Annotated in this window: 17 protein-coding genes; 14 read left to right on the plus strand and 3 right to left on the minus strand. The window is 63.1% G+C overall.

Going from position 1 to position 23593, the window contains the following annotated elements:
- The first annotated feature begins 45 nt into the window (after positions 1-45).
- Positions 46-5160 (plus strand): glycoside hydrolase family 66 protein, encoded by a 5115-nt coding sequence (locus tag B8V81_RS13790; RefSeq protein WP_240479060.1) that lies wholly within the window; start codon positions 46-48, stop codon positions 5158-5160.
- Positions 5161-5334: 174 nt separating this feature from the next.
- Positions 5335-7725 (plus strand): glycoside hydrolase family 66 protein, encoded by a 2391-nt coding sequence (locus tag B8V81_RS13795; protein ID WP_052333541.1) that lies wholly within the window; start codon positions 5335-5337, stop codon positions 7723-7725.
- A 123-nt stretch (positions 7726-7848) separates the two neighbouring features.
- Here the strand turns inward: B8V81_RS13795 and B8V81_RS13800 are convergent, their stop codons facing one another.
- Entirely contained in the window at positions 7849-8718 is an 870-nt protein-coding gene (locus B8V81_RS13800) for an AraC family transcriptional regulator (RefSeq protein WP_028600270.1), read from the minus strand.
- Between the two features lie 118 nt (positions 8719-8836).
- Between B8V81_RS13800 and B8V81_RS13805 the strand changes: the two genes are divergently transcribed.
- Entirely contained in the window at positions 8837-10183 is a 1347-nt protein-coding gene (locus B8V81_RS13805) for an alpha-L-fucosidase (RefSeq protein ID WP_028600271.1), read from the plus strand.
- A gap of 324 nt (positions 10184-10507) precedes the next feature.
- On the plus strand, positions 10508-11965 hold the full coding sequence (locus B8V81_RS13810; RefSeq protein ID WP_028600272.1) for a SulP family inorganic anion transporter: 1458 nt from the start codon (positions 10508-10510) through the stop codon (positions 11963-11965).
- 117 nt (positions 11966-12082) lie between these two features.
- On the opposite strand, the gene B8V81_RS24865 is transcribed toward B8V81_RS13810, so the two are convergent.
- Positions 12083-12313, minus strand: a complete 231-nt coding sequence (locus B8V81_RS24865) for a hypothetical protein (RefSeq protein ID WP_127464463.1) — start codon at positions 12311-12313, stop codon at positions 12083-12085.
- Here B8V81_RS24865 and B8V81_RS13815 point away from each other — a divergent pair.
- The 7 genes from B8V81_RS13815 (at position 12303) to B8V81_RS13845 (ending at position 18752) form a co-directional block, all read left to right on the plus strand.
- Positions 12303-13928, plus strand: a complete 1626-nt coding sequence (locus B8V81_RS13815; RefSeq protein ID WP_028600273.1) for a copper amine oxidase N-terminal domain-containing protein — start codon at positions 12303-12305, stop codon at positions 13926-13928. The two genes, B8V81_RS24865 and B8V81_RS13815, sit on opposite strands and share 11 nt — an antisense overlap.
- 202 nt (positions 13929-14130) lie before the next feature.
- Entirely contained in the window at positions 14131-14607 is a 477-nt protein-coding gene (locus B8V81_RS25285; RefSeq protein ID WP_180968448.1) for a hypothetical protein, read from the plus strand.
- 273 nt (positions 14608-14880) lie between these two features.
- Entirely contained in the window at positions 14881-15726 is an 846-nt protein-coding gene (gene pdaA / locus B8V81_RS13825; RefSeq protein WP_028600275.1) for a delta-lactam-biosynthetic de-N-acetylase, read from the plus strand.
- Positions 15727-15843: 117 nt separating this feature from the next.
- The gene (locus B8V81_RS13830; protein ID WP_028600276.1) at positions 15844-16272 is read left to right on the plus strand and encodes an SRPBCC family protein; all 429 of its coding nucleotides are present in this window, start codon (positions 15844-15846) and stop codon (positions 16270-16272) included.
- A gap of 4 nt (positions 16273-16276) precedes the next feature.
- Positions 16277-16660, plus strand: a complete 384-nt coding sequence (locus B8V81_RS13835) for an ArsR/SmtB family transcription factor (protein WP_101808550.1) — start codon at positions 16277-16279, stop codon at positions 16658-16660.
- Between the two features lie 130 nt (positions 16661-16790).
- Positions 16791-17522 (plus strand): DsbA family oxidoreductase, encoded by a 732-nt coding sequence (locus tag B8V81_RS13840; protein WP_101809410.1) that lies wholly within the window; start codon positions 16791-16793, stop codon positions 17520-17522.
- 153 nt (positions 17523-17675) lie between these two features.
- Positions 17676-18752, plus strand: a complete 1077-nt coding sequence (locus tag B8V81_RS13845) for a hypothetical protein (protein ID WP_146000498.1) — start codon at positions 17676-17678, stop codon at positions 18750-18752.
- A gap of 69 nt (positions 18753-18821) precedes the next feature.
- On the opposite strand, the gene B8V81_RS13850 is transcribed toward B8V81_RS13845, so the two are convergent.
- On the minus strand, positions 18822-19592 hold the full coding sequence (locus tag B8V81_RS13850) for a ZIP family metal transporter (protein WP_101808552.1): 771 nt from the start codon (positions 19590-19592) through the stop codon (positions 18822-18824).
- 175 nt (positions 19593-19767) lie between these two features.
- Here B8V81_RS13850 and B8V81_RS13855 point away from each other — a divergent pair, with 175 nt between their 5' ends.
- From B8V81_RS13855 to B8V81_RS13865, 3 genes are all read left to right on the plus strand, one after another.
- The gene (locus tag B8V81_RS13855; RefSeq protein WP_043111756.1) at positions 19768-20397 is read left to right on the plus strand and encodes a TVP38/TMEM64 family protein; all 630 of its coding nucleotides are present in this window, start codon (positions 19768-19770) and stop codon (positions 20395-20397) included.
- Between the two features lie 151 nt (positions 20398-20548).
- Entirely contained in the window at positions 20549-22192 is a 1644-nt protein-coding gene (locus tag B8V81_RS13860) for an MDR family MFS transporter (RefSeq protein ID WP_028600281.1), read from the plus strand.
- A 170-nt stretch (positions 22193-22362) separates the two neighbouring features.
- Positions 22363-23526 (plus strand): MFS transporter, encoded by a 1164-nt coding sequence (locus B8V81_RS13865; protein WP_028600282.1) that lies wholly within the window; start codon positions 22363-22365, stop codon positions 23524-23526.
- Positions 23527-23593 lie beyond the last annotated feature (67 nt).

Below are 23593 nucleotides of genomic sequence, written 5' to 3' on the forward strand. Positions count from 1 at the left end.
TGCATCCATAGCCTCACCCCTATCCATGCTTGATCAAGGAGGAACATGATGAGACCTATCGTCAAACATGCCGCTCGCGCCATGGCGGCCGCGCTTGCCCTGCAAGCGGTCCTGCCGGGAGCGATTTCCTGGAACGCGGCACGAGCCGCTGCGGCGGCGCAGATTGCCGGTCCCGCAGCATCCGTTCCGGCGTCGCCGATCGAATCGCTGGCTGTAGGCAAAGCCCGCTATGCTCCGGGCGAGGCGGCGCAGCTGACGCTGCGCTTCCGCGACGAGCAGCCTTGGCAAGGCCAGCTGCATGTCGAGATCCACCATCTGAACCGGCTGATTGCCCAAGGAACGAAAACAATCCAGGCGCAGCCGGGACAAGGAGAGCTGTCCTTCAGCTGGAACCCGCCGGACAGGGACTTCACCGGTTATCTGGTCAAGGCTTGGCTGAAAGGCAGGGAAGAGGAGGCAGTTACGGCGGCCATTGACGTTTCGAGCGATTGGAAGCGCTTCCCCCGATATGGCTATGTGAGCGAGTTCCCGAGAGAGACGGCGGCCGAAAGCGACGCCAAGCTGAAACAGCTCTCGCAGGAGTATTACTTGAACGGCTACCAGTTCTACGACTGGATGTGGCGCCACGATGTCAGCGTCTATTCCAAAACCGATGCCAGCGGCAAGCCGGTCCGGGACGAGCAAGGGAATTTCGTCACGGAAGCCATTACGCCCGAGGCGCATTATGCCGATCTGCTCGGGCGGGACTTGTATCCGCTCTCGATCAAGCAGCAGGTGGCGGCGGCGCAAAAGTACGGCTCTGCTGCGATGGCCTATCAGATGAACTATGCGGCCCGCGAGAACTACGAGGACTTCGGCGTGTCGCCGAGATGGGGCCTGTTCAAGGCCAAGCCGGATCCCGCCGAGCCGCAGAAGAGCCAGGACGGCTTCACTTTCGACGTGAACGGCAAGACGACCTCGTTGTTCCTGCAGGATCCGGGCAACCCGGAATGGCAGCGGTACATCGCCGGACAGTTCGTCCGGGCAGCGAACGAGTTCGGCTTCGACGGAATGCATCTGGACCAGTGGGGGGCGAACGACAAGAACTTCCTCTACGGGTATGACGGCAGCCAGCGCTACTACTCGCTCGACTACGACAAGATCATCAACGCGACCAAGGACGCGTTGGCCGCCAACGATCCGGCGAAAAGCGACGTCACCTTCAACATGGTCGGAGGCAACGCCGAGTACAGCGCGGTGCCGAATCCGGCGACCAAGACCGATTTCGACTACAGCGAGATCTGGAGCGACCGCAACCATTACCGTGACCTGCAGAAGGTCGTCGAGGATACCCGGTCCAAAAACGGCGGCAAGGCGATGGTCATCGCCGGCTACATGAACTACAAGATGGCGACCGGGGTCAAGACCCGCGGCACGGCTGCCCGGGACGTGCCGGCTGCAGCCGAGTCCCCGTCAAGGATCGCGAAGGCCCATGGCTGGGTCGGCAACTTCGGCCGCAAGGATACGGACGCGGTGACGTTCCGCGTCACGGTTCCTGCGGCCGGAAGCTATCGGCTCAAGCTCGGCTACGGCCATGGCAACGACGGAGGAGCTCCGGAAGGAAGGCTGGCCGTCAACGGCGCGACGGCCGCAGCCGCGATTCCGTTCCCGGAGAAGACCGGATGGGGCGAGCCGACGGCGGAAGCGGTCGTCGAGGCCGCGCTTGTCAAAGGCGAGAACGAGGTCAGGCTGACGCTGAACACAAACGGGCTCTGGCTCAACCTGGCCAGCCTGACCGTCAGCGGCCACGGCTCCGACAAGCGGTACGACGCCGCGGACGCCGAGCTGGACAACGTCATCGTGGACCAGTACAGCCATGTGTACGGCTTCGAGACGAAGGGCGACACGATCCGCTTCGAGGTCGAAGCGCCGCAAGCGGGCGACTATCCGCTGTCGTTCACCTATGCGTCCGACTGGCAGGAAGCATCTCGCGAGCTGAGGGTCGACGGGGAGCGGCAGGCAGACGTCGTATTCCCGGCGGCGGGCGGCTGGGAGTCGTTCGTCCCGTCCGGCGTGCTGGCCCAGGCGCGTCTCAAGGCCGGCAAGAACATCGTCGAGCTGCGCGCTCCGGCGGACGATCTGGGCATCAAGCTGCGGGACATGACGGTCGGAGACCAGAAGCTGCCCGCCTATTTCGCGGAAATACCTCCGGCCGCGAGCATCGTCCTGACGCCTTCGAGCACGGACAATTTCGGCCAGGCGGGACAGAGCGTCACCTACCGGGTCTATGCCGACCGAGCCGTGGATTCTATCGGCGTGCTCTACCGCACGGACAACGAGCCCGCCCTCTCCGTGAAGGTCGACGGCCAGCCTGCGCCTCAGGCGCAGCAGGTGCCGTTCTCCCGCACGCCGGGCGGCTGGGGCGGAGACATGCAGCTCAAGCTGCTGCCGCTCCGCCTGGAAGCCGGAGCGCATGAGGTGCGGCTGGAAATGGCGACTTCGGGCCAGTACGCGAACGTAGCCGGCATCGTAGCAGACGGACGGCTGTACAGCTCCGGCGGCGCGGCGCCGGAGGGCGGCGTCCAGCCTGTCGTCGGGTACGCTTCCGGCTTCGACAACGTGAACGACCGCGTCGCCTTCGAGGTGCAGGCGCCGGAGGACGGCCTCTACGATCTCGACTGGATCTACCGCGCCCAAGGACAGGCAGCCGCGGTCCGCAGCGTGTCGGTGAACGGCAGCGCCGCCGGCGAGCTGACGCTCGATCCGGCCGCAGCGTGGACGGACAAGCGCCAGGCGGGCGTCGCGCTTCGCCAGGGCAGCAACGTCGTCGTCATCAGTCAGGAGGCCGGGCAGGCAGGCTCGATCCAGCTGGACCGGCTGGACGTACGGCCGGCGCAAGGCTCCGGTGCCGTTCGGAGCTATGAGGCGGAAAACCCGCGAAGTGACACGAGCTTCGCTCTCGTCAAGGACACGGTCGTGAACTTCGGCGAGGTCGGGCAGCAGGTCACGTACCCGCTCGAAGTGCCGGCCGCGGGCGAGCAGAGCCTCATCTTCACCTACGCCAACGCGGGCGCCTTCACGACCCGCTCGGTCTATATCGACGGCGAGCGGGCCAAGGATGCGGGCGGCAATCCGCTCAAGATCGGACTCGACGGCACGAAGGGCAAGGACGCGTTCAGCGGCGACGGCTATGTGATCCTGCCGCATCTCGGAGCGGGAGCGCATCAGGTGACGCTGAAAATGGAAGCCGACGACGTGCCGGGATCGATCCAGCTGCGCGGCGTGACGGTCGGGTATTTCGACGAGCCTTCGGTGCGTCTGATGGACGCGGCGCTGGCATCGATGGGTGCGACCCACATCGAGCTCGGGACGGCGGAGCAGATCGGCGAGGGGCCGAACATGCTGGCGCACGAGTATTACCCGAACCGCAGCAAGAAGATGACCGAGAGCACGAAGGAGGCGATGAAGGACTACTACAAGTTCTTCGCCGCCTACGAGAACCTGCTGTTCGACAGCAAGGCGGATGCGGATGCGGCGGTCGAGGCGTTCGACGCTTCGGGGCAGGCGCTGCCGACGAGCCGGGACGGCTCGGAGCGGACGCTTTGGACGACCGTCCGCACCAACGCCGGCAATGAGGGGTATGCCGACTACGACGTCATCCATCTGATCAACCTGCTGGACAACGACTCCAACTGGCGGAACGAGGCGCGGCAGCCGAAGGCGGCGCACGATCTTGCGGTCCGCTATGCGATCGGCGGCCCGGCGGCGGAGCGGCCGGAGCTGAAGGTGTACGCGGCCACGCCGGACAGCCGCGAGGGCGCCATGCAGGAGCTCGACTATGTCTGGGACGGCGATTCCATCGTGATCCAGGTGCCGGAGCTCGACTACTGGACGATGCTCGTCATCGACCGGCAGCCGCAGTCGCCGGAGCCGCAGGCGTTGTTCGGCGGAGACGGCTCCGAGACGAGCCCGACGCCGTCCCCAAGCGCAAGCCCGACGTCGCCTCCGGCCGAGCCGCCGGCGTCCGGCGCAGCGGCATCGGCCGCTCCTTCGCCATCCGCATCGCCAGCGCCGGCAGTCCGCGTCATCGGCGAGAGTGAGCTGTCGGGCGAAGGCGCGGCAGGCCGGATCGACTTGCGTCTCGAGGCTGGAACCGGCCGGGCGCGGATTCCGGTGGCAGCCGCGGGCAAGATTTCGGCCAAGGAAGTCCGGATCGGACACGATGGGGCAGCAGCCGTTTGGAAAAGCTCCGCGCTGAACGCCTTGCTGGCTGCCGCCGCCAAGGATGGAGCGGCCTGGCTTGAGCTGGAGCTGCGGCCGGCAGGGGAGGCCAAGGCTCCGCACGCGGCGTGGACGCCGAGGAGCGCAGTCTATGAAGCCCGCTTGAGCGCAGTCGGCTCCGACGGAACAGCGGTGGGCAGCGCGGCGCTGTACCCTCAAGGCCAGCTGGAATTCCGGGTGCAGGCTCCGCTGCTCGGAGGCAAGACGCTCGGCCTGTACCGGGCGGGCGCAACGGACGCCGAGTGGAGCTACGCCGGCGGCGTTTATAGGCCGGGAGAGCGCGTCCTGCGTGCGGATTGGACCGAATCCGGCTCCTACGCTGTCATGGATCATCTCAAGACGTTCGCGGACGTGCCGCCCAGCCACTGGGGCTACGAAGCGATCGCGTCGCTGGCCGCCAAGCAGATTGTGACCGGCATGACGGAGAGCCGCTTCGAGCCGTCGGCGACGGCCACCAGAGCCCAGCTCGCGGCGCTGCTCGTCCGGACGCTTGGCCTCTCATCCGGCGGCAAGCCATCCGCTTTCCCTGATATTCCGGCAGGCGCATGGCATGCCGATGCGGTCTCCTCCGCCGTCTCGGCCGGCTTGATCCTCGGACGGGAGGATGGCCGGTTCGATCCTGATGCCGCTGTCTCGAGACAGGAGCTGGCGGTGATGCTGGATCGCACGCTCGACTACCTGGGCGGGCAGAAGCAGGCGCCGGCAGCCGCCGCGTCCTCTTCCTTCTCGGATCGCGCGCTGATCGCGGCCTGGGCTCAGGCGGCGGTGAGCCGCCTGGAGCAGGCCGGGCTGCTGCTCGGCGACGCCCGGGGACAATTCCGGCCGCAGGCCGCCAGCACGCGGGCCGAGATTGCGGCCGTGCTGGACCGGCTGCTGGAGCGGACGGCCGCGGCGGACTGACGCCGTCCTGGCGAGGACGGCACGAGATGGCGCAGGCAAGGGGCGGAGGGCTGCAAGTGTGGCTTTCCGCCCCTTTTTTCCATCCAGCGGAAGGGAGGCGATGTCCTGGAATCCGGACGATGCTGGATTCCATGCGCAAGCGACAAGCGATGAACAAAACGAGGAGGAACGATCATGACCAGCAAGCTCTTGCCTGTGTTCGGCCTGGTTGTCCTGCTGCTCGGCCTGGCTGGGATGGCGCCGGAACAAGCTTCGGCCGGCACCGCGCCGCTCCTGCAGCGGGTCAATACCGACAAGGCCCGCTACAATCCGGGCGAGCAAGCCGCCATCTATTTGGATTTGAAAAACGGGACCGGGTCCAGCTTCGCCGGCTCGGTGACGCTTTATTTCCGCCATCTAGGAGCGGAGGCAGGCCCGGACCAGACCCGGACCGTGTCCCTCGGCGCGGGACAAGCGACAACGCTGACGTATGCCTGGACGCCCCCGTCGACCGACTATCGGGGGTATCTGGTGGAGGCATGGGTCCGGGACCAGAGCGGCGCGGTCGTCGACTCCGGATCGACGGCGATCGACGTCTCGAGCAACTGGACCAGATTTCCGCGGTACGGCTATGTGAGCGAGTTCGCGGATACGGTCGATACGGCGAACTCGACGTGGCAGCTGAAAAACTACCATATCAACGCGCTGCAATTTTATGACTGGCACTGGCAGCACCATCGTCCGAACCCGGATCCGCAGTCCCCGTCCTGGCAGGATATCGCCAACCGCCGGGTGGCGCGCTCGACGGTGAACGGCTACATAAGCAGCGCTCACCACTACGGCATGAAGGCGATGAACTACAATCTGATCAACGGCGCCTTCGACAACTATTGGAACGACGGGGTGCAGGTCGCATGGGGACTGTTCAAGGACAGCGGCGGCAGCTACGACCCGAGCCGCCAGGATCTTCACGGGCTTCCGGGCGGCTGGGCAGGCGGGGGAGGAAAGATCTATCTGTTCAATCCCGCGAACCCCGGCTGGCGGAACTACATCTTCACGAGGGAAGAGGAGGTGTTCCAGAACTTCGCATTCGACGGGTGGCACATGGATACGCTCGGTCCTCGGGGCACGCTCTACGACTGGAACCGCAATGCGGTCCAGCTGGACTCGACGTATGCCGGATTCATCAATGCCGCGAAGGCGCGCCTTCAGAAAGAGGTCGTCTTCAACAGCGTCCTGGCCTACGGACAGGATCAGGTGTCCGCGGACTCGAGCGCGGAATTCGTCTACACGGAGCTGTGGGATGACGACGAATCGAACGACGACTACATCGATCTGCTGCGTCTGGTGGAGCGCTCCAAGGCGCGCAGCGACAAGGCCGTCGTATTCGCCGCGTACATGAATTACAAGCATTCGCAGGAGACTCCAGGAGGAACGCAGCGACTGTTCAACGAAGCGTCGGTCAGGCTGGCGGATGCCGCCATGTTCGCTGCAGGCGCCTCGCACATCGAGCTCGGCGACGGCGGAAGCATGCTGTCGAACGAGTATTTCCCGAACAAGAATCTGGTCATGAGCGACAGCCTCAAGGCGGCGATGAAGAATTACTACGGGTTCCTGACAGCCTATCAGAACCTGCTGAGGGACGGCGTCGTCAGCGGGTCGAGCCGGATCGAGCTGACAGGCTTGCCGTCGAGCACGGAGGGCGATGCGGGAGCGGTGTGGAAGTTCTCGAAGTCGAAGGACGGCTACGACATCATCCACCTCATCAACCTGGAAAACAACGTCTCGACCCGCTGGCGCGATGAGAACGCAGCCTACGCGGCGCCGGATCAATTCGCCGCTGTTCCGGCGAAGATCTACTACGAGGGAACGCTGCGCCCGAACGCCAAGGTCTGGGTGGCGTCGCCGGACTACGACCATGGCAAGGCGTACAGCCTGAGCTACTCGACCGGATCGGATGCCGGTGGCAGCTATGTCTCGCTGACGGTGCCCAAGCTGCACTACTGGGTCATGATCTGGATCGAGAAAGGCTCGAATGAAAGCGGCACGGCGCTTTCGGAAACGTTCGAGGACGCATCGGTCGAATCTATGCCGGCCGGCTGGCAGAACGTCAGCGGCTCCTGGCAGGTGTCCCAGCCTGCCGGAGCGACCAAAGAGCTCAAGGCCGCCGCGGCCAACAGCGTCGTGAACTACATTCGCGGCTTCAATACCGGGGACTACAGCGTCGAAGGCCATGTCTACCTGCCGAACACGGCCCATAATGCCGCTGTTCTGGCCCGGATGCAGAAAAGCGGAGGCTTCTATCAGCTGGAGCTGAGGGACGGAGCCTCCTGGAAGCTATATAAATTCGACGGCCGATCCACCTGGACGGAGCTGGCGTCAGGCGCGCACGTCTATTCGCCGGGAAGCTACCATTATTTGAAGCTGACCTGCCGAGGGAACCGCCTGACGGTTGAAGTCGATCTTCAGCAGAAGGCGACGATCACCGACCTGAACCAGCCTTTCCTGAAAGGGACGGTCGGCTTGCGGGCGGAGTCCGCGGACTACCGGTTCGACAACATCATCGTAACCGGACTGGCTGGCTGAGCGCTCTTGAAAAAAGCCCTCCTTTCGTTGCCAAAGGAGGGCTTTCGTGCGTCTGATCCGCCATGGAGCTGACGCGGCAATCGAGGCTGGACAGACCCGGCCCTTCTTCTCTTCCCCTTCAAGTCAGACCGGCTCTTCGCCGCGTGCCGCCCTCGCTCTGGAGGCCTGTCTGGCCCGGTACTCGGACGGAGAGCAGCTCATCTCCTTGCGGAACACCTTGGAGAAGTGGTTGGTGTCCGGAAAGCCGACCTGCGCGGCGATGTCCTTGATGCTGAGTCCGCCGGCCTCCAGCAGGGCGCGAGCGCGCTGCATGCGCTTGCGGTTCAGGTACTTGAGCGGAGAGACGGCGAGATGCTTGTTGAAGTAGCGCACGAGATAGTTGGGATGCAGATGGACATGCCGGGACAGGTCGTCCAGCGTAAGCGCCTCGGACAAGCGCTCTTCGATGAAGGAGTCGATCTGCCGCAGGCGTTCGATCTCGTCTCGCTTGCCGGGGGTGATCCGCAGCTGCGGGTTCGACTCGGCGAGGAAAAAGCCGATGACTTCGAGCAGGACTGCTTTCTCCCGGATCCGCGCCAGCCAGCCGCCGTCGGCATGCAGCTCCGCAAGCTCGCGGAACAGCCGGGTCAGCGAATCCAGCCGGTCCGGCGGAACGTTCAGCAGCGGCGGGACGTCGATCCATTGAAACAGATCCAGCCCTCCCAGCGCTGCGGTGAAATGACACCAATACTTGCGGTAGGGGCGGTCGCTTATGGCGGAGTAGGACTGGCGGACATGCGCCGGCATATGGCAGAGCTGGCCCGCGACGGGGGCATAGGAGCGGCCGTCGATGTCGATCCAGCCCTCGCCGCCGCAGATCAGATAGAACTTATTGTAAGACGGCACATAATCAAGCTCGCGCCACTCGGGCGAGCACTCCGTGTAGTAGGCTTCGACCAGGCTGACTTGAAGATGCTGGAGCATCGCGCCCGGCATGGCGTCATGGTCGTGCATCCGCATCCCTCGTTCAATTGGTTAATTTCATCCCCGCAGGAAGCTAACTTGCTGCCTATAGCTTATCACAATTCATTGCTAGACTTGGGCTATACCGAACATGGGGAGGCGCTAGGGCATGAATGAGTTGATCAGGCAACGTACCGAACGGACGGAGTGGTTCCGACATGACCGCTTCGGCATGTTCATCCATTGGGGAATCTATGCGATTCCGGCACGGGGCGAATGGGTGCGCAGCTTCGAGAGGATGAGCGACCAGGACTATCAGACTTATGTGGACGAGTTCAACCCGGAGCGGTACGATCCGAAAGCGTGGGCGAAGGCGGCCAAGGATGCGGGCATGACCTATACGGTGCTGACGGCCAAGCATCATGACGGCTTCTGCCTGTTCGACAGCAAGCATACGACGTACAAGTCGACGAACACGCCATGCGGAAGGGACCTCGTCCGCGAGTTCCTCGATGCGTTCCGCGAGGAAGGGCTGAAGGTCGGCCTCTACTTCTCGCTCATCGATTGGCATCATCCGGATTTCCCGGCGTACGGAGACCGCATCCATCCGATGCGCGACGACGAGAGCTTCCGGCGCGATCCGGAGCGCTTCGACGCCTACCTGGACGACATGCATGCGCAGGTGCGCGAGCTGCTCACCGGGTACGGCAAGCTGGACATCATGTGGTTCGACTTCTCTTACGACGACATGAGAGGGGAAAAATGGCGGGCGACCGAGCTGATGACGATGATCCGCGAGTTCCAGCCGCAGATCATCGTCGACAACCGGCTCGAGGCGAGCGGAGAAGAAGGGGGCTCGATCTATTCCCGGACCCCGAGCTTCTTTTCGGGCGATTTCGCTTCGCCGGAGCAGATCATCCCTCCGCAGGGCATTACGGACGAGGACGGACGACCCATCCCCTGGGAAGCCTGCATGACGCTGAACAACAACTGGGGCTATGCGGCGAACGACCATGCGTACAAGTCGGCGAAAACCGTCATCCGCAAGCTGGTCGAGTGCGTGAGCAAAAACGGCAATCTGCTGCTTAATGTCGGACCGGACGCGAAGGGAGAGATTCCGCGGCGATCGCTGAGCGTCCTGACGGAGGTAGGAGCCTGGATGCGCCGCAACGGGGAAAGCATCTACGGCTGCGGGGAAGCGGGCCTCGACAAGCCGGAGTGGGGCCGCTACACGCGCAAGGGCGACAAGCTGTATGCGCATATCTTTGAAGAAAGCGTCGGTCCGGTTAATCTGTCCGGTCTGGGCGGCCAGGTGAAAAAAGCGAGGCTGCTGGAAGACGGCTCGGAGCTGTTCGTCTCCCGTCCGTGGAATGCCAAGCTGTATCCGAACGACGAATTTTTCAATTTCGCGCAGCCGGAGCACTTCACCTATCCGCTGCCGGATGAGCTGGATACCGTCGTCGAGATCACGCTGGACGATCCGCATGGGAAATCGGGAAGCCAGGGGAGGCCGTAAGGGCTTGCCGGCACGGCGGCCTCTCCCGCGCCGCATCGCCTGAACAAGCGTCCGCCAACCGGCGAAGCACTCGTTGCTTCGCCGGTTCGCTTTTTATGGCGCGAATCCCCACGGGGCAGGGGGCCGTCTCCCGCCCCGATCTTGACCTTACTTGAATCGATCCCCATAGAAAAGAGCCGCAGCAGCGAGAATGGGCGCGATTCATTTCGATGATTGCGCTTTCTTTGACTTCCGGGCTTGTCGCCTGCTTTTCCTAAAAGCCTTATAATGCTCGGTTAGAAGAGGTGCATCGGAAATTCCGCTCATCAGGAGGGTACATTCGTCTTGAACCGCATATCCCGCTGGAAGCAGGAGTGGCTCCCGAATCCGGGAACGAACATCCTGTCCGGCATCACTGTCGCTTTGGCGCTCATTCCCGAGACGCTGGCCTTTTCGATCATCGCGGGCGTCAGCCCGATGGTCGGGCTCATCACGTCCTGCATGATCGCCATCATCATCTCGTTCGCCGGCGGCCGTCCGGCGATGATCTCCGCCGCCACCGGCGCGCTCGCGCTGCTCATGGTCGGCCTCGTCCGCGATCACGGCGTGGAATACCTGTTCGCCGCGACGATCCTGACCGGCATCATCCAGCTCGTCATCGGCTGGCTGAAGCTCGGCAGCCTGATCCGCTTCGTGCCGCATTCGGTCATGAACGGCTTCGTGAACGCGCTGGCGATCATGATCTTCATGGCCCAGCTCGTGCACTTCCAGGGCCAGGGCTGGACGATGTACGCGCTCGTCGGCCTCGCGCTCGCTATCGTGTTCGGGCTGCCGAAGCTGACCCGCGCGTTCCCGTCCGCGCTCGCCGCGATCATCGTCGTGTCCGCCGTCGCCATGATCTTCAAGCTCGACGCGCTGACCGTCGGCGACATCGCCGACTTCTCCGGCACGCTGCCGATGCTGCATCTGCCGGACTTCGTTCCGAACCTGGACAATCTGCTCATCATCCTGCCCTACTCGGCCTCGATGGCGCTCGTCGGGCTGCTGGAGTCGCTGCTGACGTCCAACATCCTCGACGAGATCACCGATACGCCGAGCGACAAAAACCGCGAGGTCAAAGGCCAGGGCATCGCCAACTTCGCTACCGGCTTCTTCGGCGGCATGGCGGGCTGCGCGATGATCGGCCAATCGGTCATCAACGTGCGCTCCGGCGGACGCACGCGGCTGTCGACGCTGACGGCGGGCGTCGTCCTGCTGCTGCTGATCCTGTTCCTCAGTCCGGTCGTCAAGCAGATCCCGATGGCGGCGCTCGTCGGCGTCATGTTCATGGTCGCGATCGGCTCGTTCAACTGGAAGTCGCTCGGCGAGCTGAAGCGCGCCCCGATCGGCGACTCGATCGTCATGCTGGCGACCGTCGGCGTCGTCCTGTACACGCATAACCTCGGCCTCGGCGTCATCGTCGGCGTGCTGCTGAGCGCGGTCATCTTCGCCCGGCGCATCTCGCGCATCGCCGTGAAGGCGCAGCCGCAGCCGGACGGCAGCCTGCGCTATGCGGTGAGCGGCCAGCTGTTTTTCGCGACGGCGACCGATTTCGGCGACGCCTTCGACTCGGCCGGCGATCCCGAGCTCGTAACGATCGACTTTTCGGACGCCCATGTGTGGGATCACTCCGGCGTCAATGCGATCGCCCGCATCCGGGGCAAGTACCTGGAGGCCGGCAAAAGCTGCGACGTTGTCGGGCTCAACGAGGAGAGCGGCCGGCTCGTCGAGAAGATGGGCTTGGAATCGTACGGCACGCTGTAGAGGAAGACGCATCGCGCAGCCAACAAAGGATGGGAGGAAGCAGCCGCTTCCTTCCATCCTTTTTTGCATGCGCTCCTTTTGAATTAATGTAATATTATGTAATTTGACATGGGCAAGTCAGGGGATGTTGAAGAAGAAAACAATGAATTTACCCGGATAAAACCAGGTTGAAACCGGTTTAAAAAAATAAAAAATAAAGCAAAAAAGAGTCATCCAAACGGATCCGGCCTGCGTTCCACTCCATGAAAGCAGCTCAAGCCGACCGCCGGGCATCATCCCCGGACGGAGCCAGCCACGGCAATCCGCATTGACCCCATACCCGAAGGAGTGACTGTTCATGAAGATCACGAAAGCGCTCGCCCCTGTCCTGACCCTCGCCCTCGCCATCCCAGCCGGATGGGCTGCGGCCGTCCCCGCCCCGGCCGCGGCGCCTACGGCCGTGACGCCGGCCGCCGATCTGCGCGCCAGCCTCGACCATCTGCTCTCGGAGCACTTCGCGCTCGCCGTCGCGGCGATGACCAAAGCGTATGACGGCTCCAAGGATGCGGCGGCCGCCCTCAAGGCGCTCGACCAGAACGCGCTCGACATGCTGCCGGCGATCGAGATGCTGTACGGCAAAGCCGGAGCGGACGAGTTCGGCCGCATCTTCCGTTCGCACAACGCTTCCACCGACGAGCTGGCCAAGGCCAAGAAGATGAACAACGCCGACGCGGTAAAAGCGGCGGAAGCGAAGGTGCAGGGCTTCGTGGACGAATTCTCCACGTTCCTCGCCGCGGCGACCGCGAACAACCTCCCGAAGGCAGCCGCCATGGACGCGCTGAAGCTGCATGAGGCGCAGGTGCAGACCGTATTCGACGAGTATGTGCAGGGCGACTACGCCGATGCGTACAAAGCGTATCGCGAAGGCTACAAGACGATGTTCACGATCAGCAAGGCGCTGTCCGGCGCGATCGTCAAGCAGATGCCGGATAAGTTCGGCGGCTCCTCCGTCGATACGAAGGCCGCCGATTTGCGCTCGACGCTGAATAGGCTCGTGTCCGAGCATGTGGCGCTGTCGGTGCTGCAGATGCAGAAGCAGTTCGACGGAGCGAAGGACGCCTCCGCGCTCGTCGGCGCCGAGGCGATGAACACCGCCGACTGGAAAGCGGCGATCGCGTCCCTGTACGGCAGCGCCGGAGCCGACGCGTTCGAGAAGCTGTGGACCGGCGACCACATCAACGCCCAGTCGGACTACGTGAACGCCGTGAAGGCCGGCGACATGGCCGCCAAGCAGGCCGTTCAAGCGCGCTTCAACACGTTCTCGAAGGACTTCGGCTCGTTCCTCGGCACCGCCACCGAAGGCAAGCTGCCGGCTGCCGCCGCTACCGAAGCGCTTCTGAAGCATGAGAGCCAGATCCAGATGGCGTTCGACAGCTACGCCGCCGGCAATTACGATGCGGCTTACGCGACGGACCGCGAAGGCTTCAAGTTCGTCTTCGGCGTCGGCCAAGGCCTCGGCGACGCGATCGTCAGGCAGAAGCCGTCGATGTTCGCCGAAGCGACGCCAGCGCCGACACCGACGCCGACTCCGGTCGAGCCGTCCATGACGACGGTCTGGATGAAGCTGAACAGCATGCAGCTGAACATCAACGGCGGCACGACCCAGATGGATACGACGCCGGTCATGTGGAACGGCATGACGTACATCCCGCTTCGCTTCCTGAGCGAGGGCATCGGCGCGACGGTCAGCTTCGACGGCAAGGCCAAGGCAGTCTGGATCAGCGCCGGCTCCGACAAGCTCGGCTTCTGGGTGAACCAGAAAACGTACTCGGTCAACGGCCAAAGCATGACGGCTCCGGCCGCTCCGGTCATCGACAAGAACGGCCGCACGCTCGTGCCGCTGCGCTTCATCGCCGAGCTGCTGGACTGGAACGTCGCTTTCGCCGCCAAGGACGGCTCCATCACGCTGACGAGGATGAACTGATCCGTGCCGAGCGCGAGGGCGCTCGCAGCGCCATCGCCGACGAGCCGGACAACGCCGGCATCGCGGCCCGCATCATCCGTGAAGCTCCCGCCCATGGGCGGGAGCTTTTTTGCGTTCCCAGCTGGACTTTAGTCGGGTTTTGCGCCAGCGGGCAACTTATCCAAGCCCCCGCTCGTTGTAGGGATTGGAGGTGTCACTTCATATGAACAAACGTACATCACGGTCAAAAACGAGGCTGCTGTCTCTATCCGGAGCCGTGCTGCTGCTGGCGCTGGCCGGCTGCTCCGGCTCGAACGAGTCGCTGCAGGGGGCATCCCCGTCGCCGCTGCCTAGCGTCAGCCCTTCGCCCTCCGCGGCTCCTTCTCCTTCGCCAAGCCCGCCGGCACCGTCGGCATCGCCTTCGGAAGAGCCTGCGCCATCCGCCGCTCCGTCCGAGCCGGAAGCCAAAAAAGGCGAAGGCAAGTTCAGCGGCCTGGCCGATTCGCATACGATCGAGATCGAGATGGACGGCCGGCATGAGTCGTTCCAGCTTGGCGAAGGAACGGCCGAAGCGGCCTTCGAGCTGGAGCCGGGCGATCTCGTCTCGTTCGAGTATACCGAGCAGCCGGTCGAGGGCGACCCTCAGGCGAAGCAGCTGATGCTGACGTCGCTGGCCAAGGCCGAGCCTCCGGCGAGCTGATCGTCCATCCCCAGCCCTTCGGCCCCGAAGCCGGCATCCGCGTTTTGTCGCGGAGCCGGCTTTTTGCTTTATGCACAGAATTATCCCCACTATGAACAGCCGCTATGCCCAGGAAAGTTAAGCTTGTGAAAAGGTTGCACAGTTATCCACATGAAAAGTTATGCACATGTAAATTAAACGTCGTAACGGATTCCCCTCGGCTTATGCATAAGCGGCCGCCGTTTGCGGCAAAACAAAGCAGAGCGCGCATCATGAAAGCGGGAGGGGAACAGAATGGCGAAACGTTGGTGGCAAGCCGCCGGAGCGGCTGTGCTGATCGCGGGAGCGGTCGCAAGCGCGGGGCTGCCGCTCGGCCGGGCGGCGGCGGAGCCGGCTCCGCCGTCAGCGGATGCGGCTCCTGCCGCAGGCTGGAGCAAGGCGTACCATTTCGGCTTCAAGAAAAGCAAAAACGGCGAGCTGCCGTCGATCGCGGAGGAAGGCTTCCAGCCGATGCTGGAGAAGCATGGCGCCGTATTCCTCGGCGACACGTCCCGCAAGGAGCTGTACCTGACGTTCGACAACGGCTACGAGAAGGACGGGCTGACGGGGACGATCCTCGACGTGCTCAAGGAGAAGAACGTGCCGGCGATTTTCTTCATCACCGGGCATTACGTCAAGACGGAGCCGGAGCTTGTCAAGCGGATGGCGGCGGAGGGCCATCTGATCGGCAACCATTCGTGGAGCCACCCGGACATGAGCACGCTGCCGCCGGAGAAGATCAGGCAGGAGCTGGCCGATGTGAAAAAGGCGGTCGCCGAGCTGACCGGCGTCCAGAAGATGGATTATCTGCGCGCCCCGCGCGGCATTTTTTCGGAGCCGATGCTCGCCGCCAGCGGAGCCGAGGGCTACCGCAACGTCTTCTGGTCGGTCGCCTACAAGGACTGGGACACGTCCGCGCAGCGCGGAGCGGATTACGCTTACCGCAACGTGATGGAGCAGCTGCATCCGGGCGCGGTGCTGCTGCTGCATGCGGTGTCGAGCGACAATACGCAGGCGCTGGGCCGGATCATCGACGGCGCGCGCGCGCAAGGCTATGAGTTCAAAAGCCTCGACGGAATGGAGAAGCGGACTTACCGCTGAGCGCCGCAAGAGGGAAGCGGAGCTGGCAGTCGGCGGTCTCCGTCCCGCCGGGATTGCTAAAAAGGATACCATATGGTATCCTTTTTCTATGTTCAACGAACTCAAGGAGGAATTATGATGCCATCGTCATCCGACCGCCAGCTGCCGGAAATCCGTCAGGTGCAGGTGCTTCGAGCGCCGATCGAAAAAGTATGGGAAGCAGCCGCCACCTCGGCGGGCATTGAGGCCTGGTTCATGCCGAATACGTTCGTCGCCGAGGAGGGCGCCGAATTCATTCTGCATGCCGGGCCGTTCGGCGACTCGCGCTGCCGCGTGACCGAGCTGTCCCCGCCGCATCGCCTGAGCTTCGACTGGGGCGAGCAGTGGAGCGTCGCGTTCGAGCTGAAGGAGCTGGAGCCCGGCGTGACCGAGTTCACCGTCATCCACGGCGGCTGGTCGGAGGACGGCGTGACCGAGTTCGGCCAGTCCCACCGCGAGGTGCGCGAGCGGATGAACGGAGGCTGGGCCGGCATCGTGAAGAAGCTGGCCGCCGTGCTGGAGGGCTGAGCCCGTGCCGCTGCGGGAGCCAAGCGCGGATGTCTATCAGGCGATCGCCGACCCGAGCCGTCGCCGCATGCTGCAGCTGCTTCAGGACGCGGGGGAGCTGCCGCTCAAGGAAGTGACGCCGCATTTCGACATGACCCGAGCCGCCGTCTCCAAGCATCTGCGCATCCTCGCCGATGCCGGGCTCGTGCATGAGCGCAGGACCGGCCGCGAGACGCGCTACCGCATGGACGCCGATCCGCTGCGCGAGCTGAAGCGCTGGCTGGCCTACTTCGACCGCTACTGGGAAAACAAGCTGCAGGCGCTCCGGCTGCATGTGGAAGGGCCGGAGCCGGCGGAGGCAGGCGGCCCGGCGGAGGATCAGCCGGCTGGCGAAGGCGGAGGCTCGTAGCCGGCGGCAAGGCCGCGCGCCGCGAGCCTGCCGGCCGTACGTTTGCCCGCGGGCGATGTCGTATGATACCATGTAACCAATATGGTTACAGTTCAAAGGCGGCTGCAGCCGCCGGAAAGCGGGTATGACGATGAAGGTTGAAATTTGGTCGGACTACGCCTGTCCGTTCTGTTTTATCGGCAAGAGGAGATTCCAGGAGGCGCTCGAAGCGTTCGAGCACAAGGACGGCATCGAGGTCGTCTACCGCAGCTTCGAGCTCGACCCGTCGGCCGTGCACGAGCCGGGCCGCAGCATTCATGAGCTGCTCGCCGCCAAGTACGGCATGTCGGTTGAGAAGGCGCGCCAGAGCAACGAGAATCTCGGCCAGCAGGCGGCGCAGCTTGGCCTCAAGTTCGACTTCGAGGCGATGAAGCCGGGCAATACGTTCGACGCGCATCGCCTCATGGCGTGGGCCAAGGAGCAAGGCAAGGGCGACGCGATGGCCGAGCGGCTGTTCAAGGCCTACTTCACCGACGGCCTGCTGCTCGAGGACCGCAAGGTGCTGGAGGCGCTGGCGGAAGAAGCGGGGCTGCCGCGCGCGGAGGCGTCCGCGGTGCTGGAGTCGGACCGCTACTTCGAGCAGGTGAGGGCGGAGGAGCAGGACGGGGCGCAGCTCGGCATCCAGGGCGTGCCGTTCTACGTGCTCGACCGCAAATACGGCGTCTCGGGCGCGCAGCATCCCGACGCCTTCCTGCAGGTGCTCCGCCAGGCCTGGGACGAGCGCCAGGCGGAAGCCGCCGGTCCGGCCCCCGAGTCTGCCGGCGATGCGGGCGCGGCCTGCGCTCCGGGCGACGAGGCTTGCGAGCTGCCGGACAGACATTGAGTCAAAGCATACCGCTATCGTCTGAAAGCCGAGTTTGGGCCTTGTGCCGCGAACTCGGCTTTTTAATTTGAACCAATCTATTTTGTTCAAAATATGGTAAATTAACAGAAATACATAAGCATAAAGGGGTATTGGAAATTGATGGGGCTCTTCATGAAAGCCGAGCTTATAAACCAAGAGAATGAAGGAGAGAATGACGAGGTAGAAATCAGTATTCAAGAACTTGATCTCGGACTGCTTGAGCTTGATAAAGACAAAGTAATCAACATACGTAGAACCTCAGAAATGGTGGCCGCTCTGATCGGAAACGAATCAGAGATTGATTACACACATCCGGTTCGACATAAACATGAGGTGCGCGGAGGCTATAAGAGGGCTATGAAGAAAGGAGCTTTCCTTTCGGAGTGCTCCGTTTATAATTTGTATTTTCGATTCAAAGGTCATGTTGATGGAACTGGCATTGCAGCCATGTGCAGACCCCCGATGAAAAAAGAGGAGTGGATTCTGCTTCTTCCAGACGACACTGTCCGACGGATACAGGCAGAGCGTCGGGCCTATTTGGACGCGGCCAACTATCTGACCCTCGTCATGCAAGCTATGGAATCTGAAGATCAGAGCAGGCTTATTGAGAACTTAAATACTTTGAGTGTGCATGAGAGATGCGCACAAAGTTTAATGCATGAATATGGACATGTCCTGCATTACCGTATGTTTGATCTGCTAGGCATTACTTCTTCTAAATCTTTGCAAATGAAATGGTTTCAGGACTCCGGTTATTACATGAATGTTGAAATGAGAAGTCCTGCATTTGCCGACCTTACTCCGCTGGACAAGCTTACCGAACTGAAGGAATCATTCGTAGAAGATTATAGGATATCATTGAATCTCCACATGGATAATGGTAAATTTGTGTTACCAAACAAGGTATGCTATTCAGGCGACTTTCAAAATTCTGAGTTGATGTATGAAGGGGTTGAAGTCATGAGGGAAATGTTGAAACCGGTTGTCGGAGCGAGTGGAAAACGGGCTGGCGGACAGTCTTCCCCAGAACTCGATTCTCTTGAATACCTGAGACGAAATGAACTTATTGTCAGAACAACCGACTGGAGAGCCGGAATAATCAAGACGACTCCATATATTCGGAAAAAGGATATTGACATTCTCCAAGTTTTGGACGAACTCGATCAGACCTTTTCGGAGACAGCAGCCGGTATAGAAGTTAAACATTGAAAAGAGGTCATCCTGATGAGGGATGACCTCTTTTCATACAATTGGAGCGGCCTCCGACATCGCCCCGCCTTACCCGAGCGAATGCGTCATCGCGATCATCGTCAGCAGGCCGATGATGAACGAGAACGTCGCCACGCGCTCGTTGCCGTCGCCGTGGCTCTCGGGGATGAGCTCCTTGTAGACGACGAACAGCATCGCGCCGGCGGCGAAGGCGAGTCCGTAAGGGACGACCGTCTCGATCGCCGCCACGAAGCTGACGCCGACAAGCGCGGCGATCAGCTCGAGCACGCCGGTGCCGATGGCCATGAGCACGGCGTAGCCGCGGCGCATCCCTTGGGTAATGAGGAACAGCGCCGTCAGGAAGCCCTCCGGAATGTTTTGCAGGCCGATGCTGATCGCGACGATCGGACCGAGCTGGGCTTCGCTGCTGCCGTAGCTGACTCCGACCGACAGCCCCTCCGGCAGGTTGTGCAGCGCCATCGCCGTCAAGAACAGCATCGAGCTGCGGTCCATGCCGAGCCAGCCGCGCCGCGCCGCGGCCGAGCCGGGCGACAGGTCGAGGTCGGAGTCATGCGAAGGATCGGTATGGGGCAGGATGAGCTCCAGCAGCATGAGCACGATCGTGCCGAGCAGGATGCCGATCGCGACCGCCGGCAGCCCGGACAGCTTGAGCGCGCTCGGGATGAGCCCGTACGTCGAGGCGGCGACCATGATGCCGGCCGTGAAGGCGAGCAGGATGTCCTTGCCGCGGTGAGTGATATTCGTAATGAACAGGGCGGGCAGCGCGCCGATGACCGTGCACACCGCCGTCGCGATGCTGCCGAGCAGGATGGGATTCATAGACTCTCCTTCGTGCCGGCCGGCTGGCCGGTAGGTTCGTTTTGTAGGATATGCCGATCAAGGGATAATATGCCGCGTCCGAGGCTTCCTTCCGCGCCAGGCACGGAGTACAATGAAGCCGATAGCCCAAGGAGCTTCCGGCCGCGCCGGCTCCTGCGGAAGGAGTCCATGCCACATGCTTGACCAATTGATGTCTTATATGACGGAAGAACGGCTGCTGGAGCTGCTCGAGCGGTACCGATCCTATGGTCCGCTGCCCGGCATCCTGCTTCCTTTCCTCAAATCCTTCGTGCCCCCGCTGCCGACGCTGCTGCTCATCGGCACGAATGCCGCGGCGTACGGCCTCTGGGCCGGGTTCCTCTACTCCTGGCTCGGCCTCGTCGCCGGCTGCATGACGACGTTCCTGGCCGTGCGGGCCGCCTCCGGCCACCGCCTCGCCCGCCGCTGGGCGGACAAGCCCAAGGTGAAGGCGAGCATGAGCTGGATCCGGCGCAACGCGTTCAGCTACGTGTTCGTCCTCAGCCTGTTCCCGGTCGGACCGTTCGTGCTCGTCAACATGGCGGCCGCGGTGTCGCGCATGCCGATCGGCCGCTTTTTCGCGGCGGTCGGCGTCGGCAAGGGGATCATGGCGCTGGTCGTCTCCTATGTCGGCCACGACGTCGGGCGCTTCTACCGCGACCCGCTGCAGCTCGCCTTCGTCGCGCTGCTCCTGTTCCTTTCGTGGGCGGCCTGCAAGGCGATCGAGAAAAAATTCATGAAGCCGGCGTCGGAGGAAGAGGCTTCCGCACCTGCGTCCACCCCCTGACAGGCAGCTGTCAGGGGATTTGCTTTAGAATAAAAATATCGCCGGGGACATCCGTCTGCGGGCTGATTTTGCGGACGGCTGCCGTGGCTATAATGATGAAGGACGCGTCCCGGCCAAAGGGACGCAAGCAGGAAAGGAAGAGGATCAGCAAATGAAACAAGCCACCCGCAATCCCGTTGGGCTGGTCATTGCCGGGCTGCTGCTCGGCATGCTCATGGCCTCGATGGATCAGACGATCGTGTCGACGGCTATGGGAACCATTGTAGGCGAGCTCGGCGGACTCGACAAGTTCGTCTGGGTCACCTCGGCGTACATGGTCGCCGAAATGGCCGGCATGCCGATTTTCGGCAAGCTGTCCGACATGTACGGGCGCAAGCGGTTTTTCGTGTTCGGACTCATCGTCTTCATGATCGGATCGGCCCTTTGCGGCACGGCCGCCTCGATCGAGCAGCTGGCGCTGTACCGGGCGATCCAGGGCCTCGGCGGCGGCGCGATGATTCCGGTCGCCTTCACGATCATGTTCGACGCGGTTCCGGCGGAGCAGCGCGGCAAGCTCGGCGGCCTGTTCGGAGCGGTGTTCGGCCTCTCCAGCATCTTCGGGCCGCTGCTCGGAGCGTACATTACGGATTACATCCACTGGAACTGGATCTTCTACATCAATCTGCCGCTCGGACTGATCTCGCTGATCTTCGTCTGGGGCTTCTATCGCGAGTCGCAGAAGCATAGCCGCCAGATCATCGACTGGGGCGGAGCGGCGACGCTCGTCGGGGCGGTCATCTGCCTTATCTTCGCGCTCGAGCTCGGCGGCAAGACGATCGGCGGCACGACGTACGGCTGGGACTCCGCGCTCATCCTCGGGCTGTTCGGCGGCTTCGCCGTGCTGACGGTGCTGTTCGTGCTGTTCGAGCTGCGGGCCAAGGAGCCGATCATCACGTTCCGCATGTTCCGCAGCCGCGTCTACGCCTCGAGCAATCTCGTCGGCATCTTCGCCGGCGCGGCGTTCATCTCCGCCTCGATGTACATTCCGATCTTCATCTCCGGCGTCATGGGCGGCAAGGCGACCAACTCCGGCCTCGTGCTGCTGCCGATGATGGTCGGCTCGGTCGTCACGGCGACGCTCGGCGGCTTCCTCATGACCAAGTTCAAGTACCGCACGCTGATGATTCCGACGCTCGCGCTGCTCGTGGTCGGCCTCGCGCTGCTGACGACGATCGGCGCCGGCACGAACATCTGGGTGATGCGCCTGTTCATGGTGCTCGTCGGCCTCGGCATCGGCGCTTCGTTCTCCGTGCTGAGCAACGCCTGCATGTTCTCGGTGCCGGTCCAGGACCGCGGCGCGGCGAGCTCGACGCTGAGCTTCCTGCGCACGCTCGGCATGGCGGTCGGCATCACGGTGTTCGGCATCATCCAGAGCCATCTGTTCACGCGCAAGCTGGAATCGGCGCTTGGCGGAGCGGCCGGCGGCGCCCAGCCGGGGGCGGCTGCCGGCGCCGACGCGGCGGGAGCCGCGGGCACGGCGGGCGGAGCGGTCGCGGGCGCGGCCGACGGAGCGGGCCTTCCCGGCTTCACGCTGCATGATCCGCGCGAGCTGATGGACCCCGCCCTGCGCGCCCAGATTCCGCCGGATCTGCTCGAGCGGATTACGGGCGGCCTGTCGTCGTCGATCGTGCAGACGTTCGCTTGGGCGATCGTGCCGGCGGCGCTGGCGCTGCTATGCGCCTTCTTCATGGGCAACGGCAAGATGGACCCCGCGGCCGTCGCCGAGCAGGAGCGCGAGTACGCTTCGGCCCATTGAGCTCATGCATGCGCACCCCGGACCGGGGGCTGCAGGGATTTTCCTGCGGCCTCCGGTTTTTTTGCGCAGGCCAGCCCCTCGGCTGTGGTATGCTGGGTAGACGCGCTTCCCATGTCCGACGCCACGATCCGCATGCGCGCGAATTTCCGTGAAAGAGGCTTGACCATCCGATGCGCCAAGGAACGTCCACTCTCAAGGCCTACAACTTCCTCTATTTCTCCCTGCTCGCCATGTTCGTCTCGTTCATGCCCGTCTATCTGGATCAAAAGGGACTGACCCCGATGCAGATCGGGCTCATCACCGGCACCGGCGGCTTCGTCACGATCATCGCCCAGCCGCTCTGGGGCATGATCAGCGACCGGCTGCGCACGGTGCGCAAGATCATGCTGCTGCTCACCGTCTGCTCGGCGGTCATCGGGTATTTCCTTTACGGCACGGCCAGCTTCCCGCTGCTGCTCGGCCTGGCGATGCTGCTGTACTTCTGCTTGATGCCGATCGACCCTCTGCTGGAAAGCCTGAACTTCCGCACGGCGGAGAGCCGCGGCGTCAGCTACGGCTCGATCCGCACCTACGGCGCGTTCGGCTATGCCGTCATGTCGCTGGCGGTCGGCTACATCATGTCCGGCTTCGGCGCTTCCAGCCTCGGCCTCACATTCGCCGCCGTCGGCGCGCTATGCCTGCTGGCCGGATTCCTCATGCCGGATGCCGACGCTTCCGGGGAGCCCGTGCGGCTTGCCAGCCTGGCCGGCTTCCTGCGGAACCGGCAGACGGCGCTGTTCCTGCTGCTGATCTTCATCAGCGCCGTCCCGCAGCGCGTGAACGACACGTTCCTCGGCGTCTACATCGGCTCGCTCGGAGGCGGGCCAGAGCTGCTCGGCCAAGCCTGGTTCCTCGCGGCGGGCAGCGAGATCGCCGTATTCGCGCTCAGCTTCTGGTGGCTGCGCCGCGGCCGCGAGCTGCTGCTCATCTCCATCGCCGGCTTCTTCTACTTCATCCGCTTCTTCCTGAGCGCATGGATCACGGAGCCGTTCGGGCTCGTCCTGCTGCAGCTGCTGCAGATCATCACGTTCCCGGTATTCTACTCGGCGGCGATCCAGTACCTGTACCGGATCGTGCCGCAGGAGTGGAGGGCGACCGGCCAGACGGTGCTGGCGCTGCTGTTCTTCGGCGTGTCCGGCATCGTCGCTTCCTACGCCGGCGGCTGGCTGTTCGACCGCTTCGGCGGCCAGACGATGTATGTGACGATGTCGGGCCTGTCGCTGCTCGGGCTGCTGCTCGGCCTGGCGCTGGCCCGCAGCCGTTCCTCCCGGGCTCTTTCGGACGAAGGACGTTGATTGAATTCGAGCGCAAGGCCCCTTCGGGGGCCTTTTTCGGTTGGATTCCCTGATCCAATTCGGCTTT

The sequence above is a fragment of the Paenibacillus pasadenensis genome, from assembly GCF_002864175.1.
GTDB classification, from domain to species: domain Bacteria; phylum Bacillota; class Bacilli; order Paenibacillales; family Paenibacillaceae; genus Paenibacillus_O; species Paenibacillus_O pasadenensis.